Here is a 13,272-nt window from a genome sequence, read left to right on the forward strand (position 1 = left end):
CAAAGGTTTTGATGTAATATCAAATCCATTGGTATCGGAATTATTCATTTCTATCTTCTCTCTTCTCCTCCTCTGTGCCCTCTGCGCCCTCTGCGGTTAAACCATCCCCAAAAAACCGTAACATATAAGAGGAAAAAACCAAGAAAATTCGCTCCATCACACACACAACTTATGCCGATAGCTCATATCATTGGACTAGGAAAATCAGGAATTGCCGCCGCCAGACTGCTCAAACGCGAAGGATGGGAAGTAACGCTGAGCGATCGCTCATCTTCCCCAAACTTGCTCGAACAGCAACAGGAATTCGCTAACGAAGGCATTCATGTGGAGTTAGGTCAATCTTTTGAACCAGTCGAATCTATAGAATTAATAGTAGTAAGTCCGGGCGTTCCCTGGGACAGTCCAGCATTAGTGCGCGCCAGAGAGTTAGGGATTGAAACAATCGGAGAAATGGCTCTCGCGTGGCGTTACCTCAAATCTCCTTGGGTGGGAATTACCGGCACTAACGGCAAAACTACTACTACTGCTTTAATTGCTGCTATTTTTGCAGAGGCCGGGCTTTACGCTCCCGCTTGTGGCAATATTGGTTATGCTGCGTGTGAATTAGCTTTAGCTGAAATACAGCCGGATTGGGTAATCGCAGAAATCAGCAGCTATCAGATAGAATCCTCGCCGTTTGTAGCGCCGCGAATCGGAGTTTTGACGACCTTGACGCCGGATCACCTCAGCCGCCACAAAACGTTAGAAAATTACTACAACATTAAAGCACATTTGCTGAAAAAGTCGGAATTGCAAGTAATTAACGGCGACGATCCTTGTTTGCGGCAGCAAGGAGTTGACGTTTGGCCGGATGCGTGTTGGACGAGTGTCAAAGGTGAAAAAGATTTGTTGGGAAATACAGATTTTGGAGCCTATATTCAAGATGGTTGGGTAATAGCTCAAAGCGAGAAAATTCTGCCTGCTGATTCTTTGCGAATGGTGGGAGAACACAATTTGCAGAATTTGTTAATGGCGGTGGCGGCAGCTAATTTGGCGGGGATAGATAAAAGTGCGATCGCCCAGGCGATCGCTAAATTCCCCGGAGTTTCGCACCGCCTCGAACACATCTGCACTTGGGAAGGCATAGATTTCATCAACGACAGCAAAGCTACTAATTATGACGCCGCCCAAGTCGGGTTGGCTTCTGTAAGCGCACCGGCGATTTTAATTGCGGGCGGCGACGCCAAAGAAGGGGACGATCGCGCTTGGATTGATACAATCAAGGCGAAAGCTGCGGGGGTGTTGCTAATTGGGGATGCGGCAGGTATTTTTGCCGATCGGCTCGAACAAGCAAATTACAACGCTTGGGAAATAGTCGAAACAATGGAACGAGCAATCCCGCGAGCGGCAGAATTAGGCAAACAGAACAACGCTAAAGTCGTGCTGCTTTCGCCAGCTTGTGCTAGCTTCGATCAATACCAAAACTTCGAGCAACGAGGCGATCATTTTCGCCAATTATGCCTCGAATCCCTAGTTTAGATATTTCATTGTTCGCTGTGTACAAATTAAGATTGTTATACACAGCGAACACTAACCAAATTCAATCTGCGTTCATCCGCGTCTATCGGCTTACATCTGCGGTTAAAAATTAAAACCTCTGATTTCCACCTACTTTAACTAACCGTCTTCCAAATATCCTTAATTTTCGCCTGTTGTTCCCATTCTAGCTCATAAAAAACTAGCATCATTTCCTCATGAGTGTAATCAATAATTATTGCCGCCAATTGAGCGGCAGTTTGCGCTTTCAGCATGGCTAGTTTCAACGTGGTCATTCCTTCTTTATCCATCAACACTAAAACTTGGATTTTTACCTCACTTTTATTTTAATTTTGCCTACAACTATCTGTTAATTTTGCCTTAAAATCAGCAATCTTAACAGCATTTACTGTGTCAAAATTGTGCGAATTTATTTTAACTTGGCTGCAAAGCTGAGAGAGCAATTTTTCATCAATCTCCAGAATCTTGCCTTCGGAAGTGACTTTTTTTTGCAACAAAATTGCGATTTCTCTTTCCAGTTGGCGATTTCCTTGCTGAAAGAAATCTTGAGAGTTAGAACGAAACAAACCGCTATTGACTTGCTGAATTTGGCTAGGTGTCAGCGATTGAGCCGAGACAGCAGCCGGAAATGCAAAAGATGCTGCTAGCCACCAGCTAGAAATTATCTGTTTGAGAATGCTGTTCATAACTGTCAGGAGGATTTTTTACCTCAAGTGGTTTCTCGTCTTCTGACTCGCTTACTAATTCATCTTCTTGTTCAAGTTTTTCTTGCCACTCGACAAGCTGCTGAAAAAGTTGTGGGTTAATTTCAAATACGGGTTTGTTGGTTTCTGACATATTTACTCCTGAAAGTAATTGAAAAACTTGGATTTAACTGGTTCCCTGGCTCTGCCAGGGAACCGCTGTCGAGAGGCTGTGCCTCGCTTTTTTAGCAGGAAAATTGGAGGCAGAGCCTCCGGATATGCGTTACCAGGCATAACGTGGAAACGAGTAGAAAAATAATTATGTCGATCAGAATTTACGCTCCAACCTTCAGCAGCGACATAATTATGCCTGTTAATGAACCACCAAGCAGAGCTAAAGTAGCTAAGGTGCTAATGCCAAATCCTGCCGCTCTTTTTTCAGCCGCTTGATAGTAACCCCAAGCAAACAAAATGCGTCCAATTATCCAAACTGCGCCGATACCTGCGCCCCAAACTGGGCTAATAAATTGCGAGAACAGCCACAGCGAGGGCAAAAATAGAATCATTTGCTCTAAGGTATTTTGCTGAACTCGCACCACTCGCTCAAAGTCTGGGTTTCCTGTCATCTGCGGGGGAGAAACTTTGTATTTGAATCTAGCTCTGCCGACGTTGATGGTAACAACGAAGTAGAGAATTAATGCTGAAACAGTAATTAGACTAGGCCAAAGTGTGGCGTTTGCTTCTGCGAGCATGATTGGGTATTATTGGGTGGAGTAGATATCTTGATTATAAATCAATTATTGTCGATCGCGTTATTCATCGCCCTCCCGTCATTCCATGCACGGAATGTGATTCAACTGGTGGCTATTAGCGACGCGATAATTGCTTTCGGATTCTGGGACATCCTCGAAAACTTGCTGGCTGGGATTTTGATTCTTTTGACTACACCTGCACAGGGAGACAAGCCCCCGACTCTTCTCGTGAGTCACCCCAAATTTTAGACCCTAGTTCAAGATCCTAGATTCATCTGTGGAGTAAATCTCAAATCTCAAATCTCAAATCGACTGGGTAGCCCCAAATTTTGGACTTTTGTTCAAGCTACCAGATTCATCAGTGGAGTAAATTTAAAATCTAAAATCTAAAATTTAAAATCTAAAATCTAAAATCTAAAATCGACTGACCTTACCTGCATACGGATACAAGCCCCCGATTTAAGGAGATTATTTTGCTCAACAATATTCGAGACCGTCTTAAATATTTCACCGGGAGCAGGATTCCTCGAGAGCATTTAAAGCAAATACGAGTTGACTTGTTGGAAGAATCAACCCTAGATATTAACTATCTAGTCTTAATTCTCGGCTCCTGTATAATCGCCACCTTTGGACTGCTTTCCAACAGTGCGGCCGTCATCATCGGTGCTATGATCATCGCCCCTCTGATGTTGCCAATCCGAGGGTTAGCGTTTGGAGCAGTAGAAGGTAACGTTCTCCTCTTCCGCAAAAGTTTAATTGCATTATCAGTCGGGACGCTGCTAGCAATTTTTCTAGCTTGTTTTTTGGGAGCTTTGATACAAATTCCCGACTTTGGGAGCGAAGTTCTAGCTCGTTCTAAACCTACATTACTAGACTTAGGAATTGCGATCGCCGCTGGGGGAATCAGCGGCTATGCGAAAGTTCAGCCTAAAGTTTCTGCTACTCTGGCGGGAACTGCGATCGCCGTGGCTCTCATGCCACCAATTTGTGTTATAGGTTTAGGCTTATCTCAAGCTAATTGGTCGCTCAGTTTGGGAGCAAGCCTCCTGTATCTTACTAATTTGCTGGGGATTACTCTCTCCTGTATGCTAACTTCTTTAATTGCCGGCTACACGCCCCTGCATCGCGCCCGTAAAGCCCTCTTTTGGGCGCTAGCATTGACGGCTATACTTGTGATTCCTCTGGGGGTGAGTTTTGCGGAATTGATCGAGCAAGCGCAACTAGAAGTCAGTCTGAAGCGGGCGCTGCTTAACCGAACTATCACTTTTCAACGGGTGGAACTGATTAAAACTGATACTAACTGGTTGACAAAACCGCCGGAGGTTCGTCTGATTGTTCGCAGCAGCGAAGCTTTGACACCCAAACAAGTGAAGCTTTTAGAAGCATTTGTCGAAAAAGAAATGGATCAAAAATTTATCCTAATTTTTCAAGTCAGTCAAGTTGAAGAAGTGCGGGGTTCAACGCCGGATAAGTTCCGACCGAAATCGAAACCTTAACTATTTTATCCCTAATGCTATGACCCCAGAAACTCTAATTGACCAAGTGACGATCGAGGGGAATCTGAAGCAATTTCTCTTAGTGCTAGCGGTTTCCTTAACTGTGGCAACGCTGCCGCAAATCTTTGGATGGCTGAGCAAAATTCCCTACACGCTGCTGTTAGTAATTGTCGGGTTAGGTTTGGCTTTTATAGATGTGCGGCTGGTGACGCTTTCACCGAAACTGATTCTGTTGATTTTTTTGCCGCCTCTGTTGTTTGAAGCGGCTTGGAATCTGGAATGGCCTAAACTCAAGCGGGATTTAGTGCCGATCGCTCTTTATGCGATTTTGGGTGTTGTTATTTCTGTTGCTGGCGTGGCTTTTGCTCTCAACCAAATAGCGGGAGTTTCTTTAGCAATAGCTCTGTTGGTAGGAGCTAGTATCTCTGCTACTGATCCGGTTTCAGTCATTGCATTGTTCCGGGAATTGGGAGTTGAAAAACGCTTAGCGTTACTGGTGGAGGGTGAGAGTTTATTTAATGATGGCATTGCTATTGTTGCCTTTAGTTTTTTGGTGGGATTCTCTCTAGGGACAGATGACGTTGGCATCCCAATTCTGATTGCGCGTTTCTTAGCTTTTGTGGGAATTGGGGTTGTTGTCGGCAGTTTAATCGGTTTTGGAGTTTCTTATCTGACTCAACCATTTGATTTACCTTTGGTTGAGCAATCGTTAACCTTAGTTTCCGCCTACGGCACTTATATAATTGTGGAGGAATTGGGTGGTTCAGGGGTGATTGGAGTGGTGACGATGGGCTTGATATTTGGCAATTTTGGCTCTCAGATTGGTATGCAACCCAGTACCAGACTTGCGGTAACACAATTTTGGAATTTTTTGGCGTTTTTTGTAAATTCGATCATGTTCCTGCTGATTGGCGATCAGATTAGTTTTGCTGATTTGGGAGCGAATTTAGGAGTGATTGGCATAACTGTAGTGGCGATGTTTGTGACGCGAGCAATCGCTATTTTTGGTCTAGGATGGTTGAGCAATTGGTTAGGAAAATCTAAAATTTCATTGCCAGATCAAACTGTGATTTGGTGGGGAGGGTTACGGGGTTCTGTATCGATTGCTTTAGCTTTGAGCGTACCCCATGTTCTGCCCGATCGACCAAGAATTATTGCGATTGTGTTTGGTGTAGTTTTATTTACGCTGCTAGTACAAGGTTTAACCACCAAGGCGCTGCTGGAAAAACTGGGGTTGTTGATCAACCAGGAGTTGCGCCAGGAGTATCTGCAGGCGATCGCCCAACGTGTTGCTCTCAATCGGGTTCTCAAGCATCTATCGGAAGTATCGGGCGATCGTAGAGTCGAGCCTGAGTTTTCCAATCATCTCGTGAGTCAGCTTCAAGAAAAATTAAACTTGCTGCAAGCAGGAATCAACCAAATGTACGATCGATCTCCTGAACTGCGACAGATGACTATCGACAAACTAGAAGGGGATTTGCAGGCAATAGAGGCTGATACTTATGCTGAATTTGTGCGATCGGGTCAATTGAATGAGCTCCCTGTTTCTGTGTTGCAGCAATGTTTTCAAGATCGGAATGAGGAAATTGTTTCTTAATCGGGTGTTTGTAGGGATAATCCCCCGTGATTGTCCCGCTGATATGGAAATTTTGCGTAAGTCCTAAAACCATCAAATTTCTCGTTCCTTGTTAGATTCCGTGTTGGAATCAAAAACAGTTCCCGATATTGTAGGGTGCGTCAGCATTTCTAAATCTTTGGGATAACTGCAAGAATTTAGAAGGCTGACGCACCCTACGATAATATAAATCTATTGTAGGGTGCGTCAGAATTTCTAAATCTTTGGGATAATTCTCAAAAATCAGGAGGCTGACGCACCCTACGATAATTTGAATATGAGCTAGATCATAGAAAGATTTGGGAGAATTTGGCAAACTGAGAGTAAGGTTACATAGGAGGTCAATTTAATGACCAATACTGCTCTGAATTTTAAGACTGCACCCGGACATGAAGTTCTGGCCGCGGCGGGTAAGAAAATGTTGAGGCCGGGGGGGAAATTTGCTACGGAACAGTTATTTGAATGGGCGGATTTTCAGCCTGGGGAGACTGTTTTGGAGTTGGCTGCTAGTTTTGGATATAGTTCGATCGCCCTGGCTGAACGTTTTGGCGTAAAAGTAGTGGGAGTTGAGAAAAATCCCGACAGTGTGGCCCGCGCTCGTGCTAATGTTGCAGCAGCGGGTTTGAGCGATCGAGTGGAAATTGTGGAAGGAGATATTTTTCACTTGGATCGGATTTCCCAACAGTTTGATTGGGTGTTGGCTGAAGCTATCCTGACAATGCAGTCGCCGTCGGGGAAAGCTAAAATTGTATCGGGAATTTGCGATCGTTTAAAACCAGGCGGCAAGTTTCTCTCTCACGAACTTTTAGCTAGAAACCGAGAATCAGAAATTCAAAAAGCTTTATCAGAAGTGACTCGGGCTAATTCAACGCCTTTGTCTGAGTCTGGCTGGATTGCTGTTTACCAAAACGCGGGTTTGCAAGTAGAAAAGTGTCAAACTGGGGCGATGGGCCTCCTAAATTTGTCGCGAATGCTGCAAGATGAAGGGTTGGTGGGTACTGTGCGGATTGTGTGGAATATTTTAAGTCGATCGCAAATTCGCGATCGTATCTTAGCAATGCGTCGAGTTTTCCAGCATTACCAACAGGATCTGGGCTACATCGTTCTCTCGGCCAAAAAACAATCTTAACCGACTCAATCGATTTTCGATTGAAGAAAGTGAAGCCACTGATAAATTCGAGACTTGTGACCAAATTAATTAATTGTCAAAAACTATGACTACTACTCTTTTACCGCTACAATCTTCAGCAATCCAACTCCGAGACGCAATTGAATATCCCGCTGCAGGAGTGCTGAACAAAATTTTAGTCAAAGACAATAATTGTCAGTACAGTTTATTTTGTCTGGCGGCAGGAACGGAAATTTCGGAACACTCCTCTGCACGGAATGCCACAGTCAATGTACTCGAAGGAAAGGGAATTTTGACTTTAGAAGGCAAGGATATTGTTTTGGAACCGGGGGTGTTTATCTTCATGCCCGGTAAAGCTCTTCACGCTTTGAAAGCAGAAGAAAATTTGGCGTTTATTTTGACACTTTCCGAGGCTAATTAATTTCCGCAATATTGCTTGGGGGGCGGGTTTCATACTTGCCTAAAATCAATAATCTCATAAACCCGCCCCGATTCACAGATTGTGGGGGGCGGTTTTATATAGATAGTGAGTTGCACTCAAATATTGTTTGTGAAACCCGCACTACAAGAATTGGGATTTTAACATTTAGTCTATGTCATCTCCAGAGGCGATATACTCCAATTTTTCCCAATCCAATACAATAATTTTACCGCCTCGACTGTAGGAAACAAACGGCTTGAGTTTCTTAAATAACCGCACGCATTCTTCGTAGGTAATTCCAATACTGCGAGCAATTTGATAGTAGGGAAAACGTTTTTCTAAACATACACTATTATCCGCCATTTTCCTACCTTGCTCGACGCCAAAGTAATGAATAAATCGGGCCAGCCGCACGATCGCCCTTTCCGACACCAAACCGTGCACTGTCTCGTGCAGTTGCTGCAACCGCTGATTAAACACCGCCAATATTCGCAAGGCAATCTCAGGATTTTCTCGAATTGCTGCTAGCAAAACTTCCCGTTCTGTGGTAAGAACTTCCACCTCCGTTTCTGCAGTCACCGTTGCGGGGGCAATGCCGTTGCCTAGCAAAGCAGGTGCGGCAAAAATATCTCCCTGAAATAAAGTGCGGAGAATTGTTTCTTTGCCCGCCGCCGCTGTTTTTGCAACCCGCAGAGAACCGCTCAAAAGAGTGTATAATTTTTCGGGGATGCGATCGCCCTCATACATCACAATTTCTCCCTGTCGGTAAGTCTGAATTGCTGTATGTTCTTGCAATCGCTCTAATTCAGTTTGGTTTAAGCTGGTAAATATTCCAATTTTAGCCAGTTGCTCAACAGTTGATTTCATACCTTTAACTCTACCCGATCCGAGTCCATTGAGAGTATAGTAACGGTGAATTCAGAATATATCGAAACAAGCAGAGCCATCTACGAAAATGCAGAACCAGAATATCGGCGATATTATTTTGATGAGATAGCTGGCGGATTTGTGCTAATTCACCAACAACATAATCTTAATAATTCGGAAATCTTTATTGCTGAAGTTTTGGCTAAAATAGGGAAGAGAGTTAGAATGTTGAGCGAGCAAGCAGCAGAGGGTGTCAGAACGCCAGATGCTGAGATAGACGGTGAGATTTGCGAACTTAAGGAGTTGACAGAACAGACTCAAAACATCAGAGACCGAGTGCAAGAAGGCATCAGTAGAGCAAAAAAACAAGGTGCAGTAACGGTTATTTTTCACGTAAACCGAAAGAGTTACGAGTTTTGGAAGGTAAACGACGGCATCAGAAAAGCTTTTTATTGGGACGACACACAACGGATTCAGAGCATTATATTAGTATTCAATAGCGAAGAATCTCAAGAAATTACTAGGGAGGAATGGGAAAATGGAAGACGTTTTTAATGAGTTTGAAGAAATTATACAAAGAGGATTAAAAAATAATATGCCGCGAGATGCCAAATTGATAACTGTTGGGCAAATTCTTTATGCAGTTACCCGCGATGAGCTGACAAATAAAGAAGGTTGGCAGCTTGAAGCAATGCTGGGAGGCAGAAAAAACTGGGAAGAGGCACTTGAGTACAGCATTTTTGGCTATCCAGTAGATACAGAAATGCCATCTTTAGACAAACCTCTAATTATTGCCGGCAAAACTTTTCATTCTCGCTTGATGACGGGGACGGGAAAATATCGCAGCATTGCAGAAATGCAGCAAAGTGTCAACGCTAGCAGGTGCGAAATTGTTACCGTGGCTGTGCGGCGAGTGCAAACAAATGCTCCCGGCCATGAAGGATTGGCAGAGGCTCTCGATTGGACTAAAATTTGGATGCTGCCCAATACTGCCGGTTGTCAAACTGCGGATGAGGCGATTAGAGTAGCTCGTTTAGGCCGGGAAATGGCGAAACTTTTAGGGCAAGAAGACAATAATTTTGTCAAGTTAGAAGTGATTCCCGATGCTAAATATTTGCTGCCAGATCCGATCGGCACTTTGGAAGCCGCAGAACAATTAGTCAAAGAAGGTTTTGCCGTTTTGCCCTACATCAATGCCGATCCCCTGCTGGCAAAACGCCTAGAAGAAGTCGGTTGTGCGACAGTCATGCCTTTAGGTTCGCCCATCGGTTCAGGGCAAGGGATCAACAATGCGGCCAACATTCAAATAATTATTGACACGGTAAATATTCCTGTGGTTGTCGATGCGGGGATCGGAACGCCCAGCGAAGCGGCGCGAGCAATGGAAATGGGAGCCGATGCACTGTTGATTAATTCCGCGATCGCCAATGCCCAAAATTCCCCGGCAATGGCAAAAGCAATGTCCATGGCAGCAGAAGCGGGGCGGATGGCGTACTTAGCAGGCAGAATGCCGATCAAAGATTACGCCATCGCCTCTTCCCCCCAAACAGGCACTGTCACCTCCAAATAAATTCCTGAATTTTCCTGGGCGCTTTTTTGGTAGAGTTGTAAACATCAAAAATATTAAGGATTGTGACTGATGCCTTACATCAAAGATGACGATGGACGCCTGAACAACTTTGCTAAAGAGCCGAAGGTGTATGAAGCCGTACCTCCCAACAAAAATCAGCAACGCAACTACATCATCATGGGTATTGCAGCAGCCATGTTAGTCGCCGGTTTGGTGTACGTGGCTGCCTCCGTCTGAAAACTGGCCTGAGACTCAAAGCTGCTTCAAATCGCAATTTTAAATAATCCTTCGAGAAACCATGTTTTCCTTTCCCAAGGAAACATGGTTTTTGTGTTTCAATACAAAGCAGGTAGTTGCGATAATCCTGAAGCGTGCCAAGCGAGCTGGAAAGCTAAATAAGACCAGCATAAATTTGGTGTTTTCCTCTCGGCTGTCGGGTTCAGGGACATGGGTTGCACTTAATCACACTGGTTTGCCACCCACATAAAATTGCCAATTGAAAATCTACAATCCTTTAGTAATCAACGGTGCGATTGACAATCAAGCATCCAGGATACAAGCCCCCGGATTTATTCCGAAAGCAGACTCAGGGCCCAGAAATAAAAAACCTGTATCCGATAAAGGAGCCCCCGAATTTATCCGTGCGGTCAAGGCTTCAATCTAAAATCTAAAATCTCAAATCTAAAATCGATTGACTGCCTTCGGGGCTTAGTTGTGAGTTATGAGCGATCGAGATTTCAACTCTCAACTCTACAATCTAAAATCTACAATCCCAAATCTAAAACCTAAAACCTAAAATCTAAAATCTAAAATCGGCTGCTCCTGATGTCTATTCCTTCCCAAAAAGTTTCTAGCTCAAACAAGCTGATCTATCAACGCTTGAAACAGGCGATCGACCTCAATTTACGCCGTCAAATTTTTATTGCCGCCTGCGACGACTTGTGCTTGCGGGACTGTCTAGCCGCCCGCTTGCAGACAGAATTAGCCGCAGAGAGCGCAGGCTCACATCCTCGCTCCCCGATCGACTACCCCCGATTTGTCAGTTTGGAACTCGACTTGAGCGATCCAAATCCTTGGGGTTCGATCGCCGCGTGGCTGACCCAACACCCACCGCCGCAAAACAGGGGCAGCTACAGCCCTGTGCCGGGATTTCAAATTCTTGGGGCCGAACACCTGACCAGGCAGTCAGCAGCCGTGCAGTGGTCGTTCCTGAGCTATTTGAGAGATATCGAAGCAAACCTGCAAATGTGCGAGTCTACTCTGTTGCTGTGGGTGTCGCGGCCCTGGCTAAGTTCGATCGAACAATCGGCCCCGGAATTTTGGCACTGGCGAACCGGAGTATTTGAGTTTGAAGGCGAACCAACTCCAGCTAAGGGAGACTTCGGGCACTTTGAGGACTTAGGCAACTCAGGAGACTTGCGAAACCTGCGGGACAGCGGAGATTTTGGTAACAAACTTTTAATATCTTCTTTGTCTGGACAATCCCCAATTGCCGACGAACAATCCCCAATTTCCTATCCCCCGTCTCCAGCGCCAGATTCTCAATCCGTCCAACTGGCAGATGAGGAACCATCGCCAATTTCCCATCCCCCGTCCCCAGCGCCAGATTCTCCATCCATCCAACTGGCAGATTTGGTGCTAGCAGCGGCTTCTGAGGATTTGGAAGGCGAAAATGATGCTGCATCAGAGGAGAATTTTCTGCCGCTGCAAACCCTGCAATACATCGAACTGCTGCAAGAACATCAGTGTTGTTCCGAAGCATTGGCTTTGGCATATCACGGTTTGGGAAATTACTACCGCGATCGCATTCTGGGCGGAGACGTTTCAGAGCAAAACCTGACAATCGCCATTCGCGCGATCGAACAAGTGATTGCGTATCTCGACGTTGACACCAACTCGCAGCAAAATCAACCACTAACTGAGGAATGCGCGCGGCTGATTGCCCAATTGACAGAAAATTTAACTCAGTACGCCCAGGAGTCCAACAGCCTACCGCCAATTTCCGATCTTCTCAACGATCTCGGCACTCTCTATTGGATGCTATCGCGCGATCGCACCAATGCCCTCAACGCCTCAGATCCGGTATCCAGCCTTGAACGCAGCATCGCCCTCTACCTTGAAGGTTTGAACCGAACAGATGCCGAAACCGTACCCCAAACCCGCGTTAGATTAAACAAAAATTTGGGAATCGCCTCGGCCGATTTAGCCCGCTATCGAGACAAGACAGAGAACTTGCAGCACGCAGTTGCAGCTTACCAACAAGCGCTGCTGGATCTAGACCCCGCCGTGGAGCCTCAGCAGTACGCTGCTGCTCAGAATAATTTGGCAACAGCATACTGGAATTTAGCTCAAGATGGTGAGCCGATCGTATATCTCAAAAGTGCGATCGCAGCTTACACCCAAGCCCTCTCCTGCTACAGTCCCGAACGAGAACCCCTTAACTATGCCGGAGTGCAAAACAACCTCGGTACCGCCTGCTGGAACCTCGCCCAGCACCAACCCTCAGAACCCCTGCTAGTCAGGGCGATTTCCGCCTACCGCGAAGCATTGAAATACCGCACCCGAGAATTAGTACCCGCAGCAGCAGCCGCCACGTACAACAATCTCGGTACGGCTTATTGGCATTTGGCAAACCAGTTTCAGCAGAAACAAGCGCGGACGGAATCATTGCAGCAGGCGATTACCGCCTACGAAGCCGCCCTGGATATCGCCGCAGAGATCGATCGAACCAAACTCACCTTTGACGCCTTGGCCGCCCGCAACAATCTCGGACTAGCCCACTATCAACTAGCCATCGACCCAGATTTCGCCACTAACAAAGTCGCACAGACAAGCCATCTAGAAGCAGCACTGCACCATCAGTTGCAAGTGTGTGCCGAATGGGGACAAAATCTCAATGACAAAGGGTTAACATATGGGGATAAACTCAACTTGCAAGCCGCGGCAAACTCCCAAGCTGCTGATTCCCGGCAAACAGCATTGAGCTATATTGTCAAAACGATTAGAGCTTTCTATAGTGAATGTGGGCTGCCAGGCCAAAATTTAGCCTTATCCAAAGTTCCGGGAGATTTATTGCCTGAAATTTTGCGTAGGTTATAAATAGGGCTATAACTATTAAAAGCTCAATTTTTTCGAGATTTGTATCCAGTTTTCTATTATTATGGCTGAATATTCTTGCCTAATTCTTCAAGCAAACTTGTGGT

At 45.4% G+C, this 13,272-nt stretch carries 15 protein-coding genes; 10 read left to right on the plus strand and 5 right to left on the minus strand.

The genetic code is table 11. The features are described 5' to 3' along the window. Nucleotides 1-171: 171 nt before the first annotated feature. Nucleotides 172-1,518 carry a UDP-N-acetylmuramoyl-L-alanine--D-glutamate ligase gene (gene murD / locus Q5691_RS04300; protein ID WP_333343982.1) on the plus strand — a complete coding sequence of 449 codons (1,347 nt, stop codon included), beginning with the start codon at nucleotides 172-174 and terminating at the stop codon, nucleotides 1,516-1,518. Between the two features lie 134 nt (nucleotides 1,519-1,652). Here the strand turns inward: murD and Q5691_RS04305 are convergent, their stop codons facing one another. The 4 genes from Q5691_RS04305 to Q5691_RS04320 form a co-directional block, all read right to left on the minus strand. Further along, nucleotides 1,653-1,811 carry a hypothetical protein gene (locus tag Q5691_RS04305; RefSeq protein ID WP_333085191.1) on the minus strand — a complete coding sequence of 53 codons (159 nt, stop codon included), beginning with the start codon at nucleotides 1,809-1,811 and terminating at the stop codon, nucleotides 1,653-1,655. Nucleotides 1,812-1,862: 51 nt separating this feature from the next. Continuing rightward, nucleotides 1,863-2,222: a hypothetical protein gene (locus Q5691_RS04310; RefSeq protein WP_333310617.1), complete on the minus strand. Its 360-nt coding sequence runs from the start codon at nucleotides 2,220-2,222 to the stop codon at nucleotides 1,863-1,865. After that, nucleotides 2,191-2,373 (minus strand): hypothetical protein, encoded by a 183-nt coding sequence (locus Q5691_RS04315; protein WP_333208919.1) that lies wholly within the window; start codon nucleotides 2,371-2,373, stop codon nucleotides 2,191-2,193. The genes Q5691_RS04310 and Q5691_RS04315 overlap by 32 nt, the downstream gene beginning before the upstream one ends. A gap of 181 nt (nucleotides 2,374-2,554) precedes the next feature. After that, a complete protein-coding gene (locus tag Q5691_RS04320) occupies nucleotides 2,555-2,971 on the minus strand; it encodes an MAPEG family protein (protein WP_333208917.1) in 417 nt (138 codons plus the stop codon). Nucleotides 2,972-3,001: 30 nt separating this feature from the next. Between Q5691_RS04320 and Q5691_RS04325 the strand changes: the two genes are divergently transcribed. From Q5691_RS04325 to Q5691_RS04345, 5 genes are all read left to right on the plus strand, one after another. Further along, nucleotides 3,002-3,220 carry a hypothetical protein gene (locus Q5691_RS04325; protein ID WP_333343983.1) on the plus strand — a complete coding sequence of 73 codons (219 nt, stop codon included), beginning with the start codon at nucleotides 3,002-3,004 and terminating at the stop codon, nucleotides 3,218-3,220. 311 nt (nucleotides 3,221-3,531) lie between these two features. Beyond that, nucleotides 3,532-4,467, plus strand: coding sequence for a DUF389 domain-containing protein (locus tag Q5691_RS04330; RefSeq protein ID WP_333343984.1), 936 nt, complete (start codon nucleotides 3,532-3,534; stop codon nucleotides 4,465-4,467). Nucleotides 4,468-4,486: 19 nt separating this feature from the next. After that, nucleotides 4,487-6,064: a sodium:proton antiporter gene (locus Q5691_RS04335; RefSeq protein WP_333343985.1), complete on the plus strand. Its 1,578-nt coding sequence runs from the start codon at nucleotides 4,487-4,489 to the stop codon at nucleotides 6,062-6,064. Between the two features lie 367 nt (nucleotides 6,065-6,431). Continuing rightward, complete coding sequence (locus Q5691_RS04340; RefSeq protein WP_333208910.1) at nucleotides 6,432-7,211, plus strand: class I SAM-dependent methyltransferase; 780 nt, start codon at nucleotides 6,432-6,434, stop codon at nucleotides 7,209-7,211. An 85-nt stretch (nucleotides 7,212-7,296) separates the two neighbouring features. Next, nucleotides 7,297-7,632: a cupin domain-containing protein gene (locus Q5691_RS04345; protein ID WP_333208908.1), complete on the plus strand. Its 336-nt coding sequence runs from the start codon at nucleotides 7,297-7,299 to the stop codon at nucleotides 7,630-7,632. 165 nt (nucleotides 7,633-7,797) lie between these two features. Here Q5691_RS04345 and Q5691_RS04350 read toward each other — a convergent pair whose 3' ends face one another. Beyond that, the gene (locus Q5691_RS04350) at nucleotides 7,798-8,499 is read right to left on the minus strand and encodes a Crp/Fnr family transcriptional regulator (protein WP_333208906.1); all 702 of its coding nucleotides are present in this window, start codon (nucleotides 8,497-8,499) and stop codon (nucleotides 7,798-7,800) included. 45 nt (nucleotides 8,500-8,544) lie between these two features. Between Q5691_RS04350 and Q5691_RS04355 the strand changes: the two genes are divergently transcribed. The 4 genes from Q5691_RS04355 (at nucleotide 8,545) to Q5691_RS04370 (ending at nucleotide 13,168) form a co-directional block, all read left to right on the plus strand. After that, a complete protein-coding gene (locus Q5691_RS04355; RefSeq protein WP_333208904.1) occupies nucleotides 8,545-9,054 on the plus strand; it encodes a CdiA C-terminal domain-containing protein in 510 nt (169 codons plus the stop codon). A 208-nt stretch (nucleotides 9,055-9,262) separates the two neighbouring features. Further along, nucleotides 9,263-10,069 (plus strand): thiazole synthase, encoded by an 807-nt coding sequence (locus tag Q5691_RS04360; protein ID WP_333208941.1) that lies wholly within the window; start codon nucleotides 9,263-9,265, stop codon nucleotides 10,067-10,069. A 69-nt stretch (nucleotides 10,070-10,138) separates the two neighbouring features. Continuing rightward, nucleotides 10,139-10,306 (plus strand): photosystem II assembly protein Psb34, encoded by a 168-nt coding sequence (psb34, locus tag Q5691_RS04365; RefSeq protein ID WP_106333461.1) that lies wholly within the window; start codon nucleotides 10,139-10,141, stop codon nucleotides 10,304-10,306. Between the two features lie 588 nt (nucleotides 10,307-10,894). Then, on the plus strand, nucleotides 10,895-13,168 hold the full coding sequence (locus Q5691_RS04370) for a hypothetical protein (protein WP_333343986.1): 2,274 nt from the start codon (nucleotides 10,895-10,897) through the stop codon (nucleotides 13,166-13,168). The last annotated feature ends 104 nt before the right edge of the window (nucleotides 13,169-13,272 follow it).

The sequence above is a fragment of the Microcoleus sp. w1-18aA5 genome (assembly GCF_036701705.1).
Taxonomy (GTDB): domain Bacteria; phylum Cyanobacteriota; class Cyanobacteriia; order Cyanobacteriales; family Microcoleaceae; genus Microcoleus.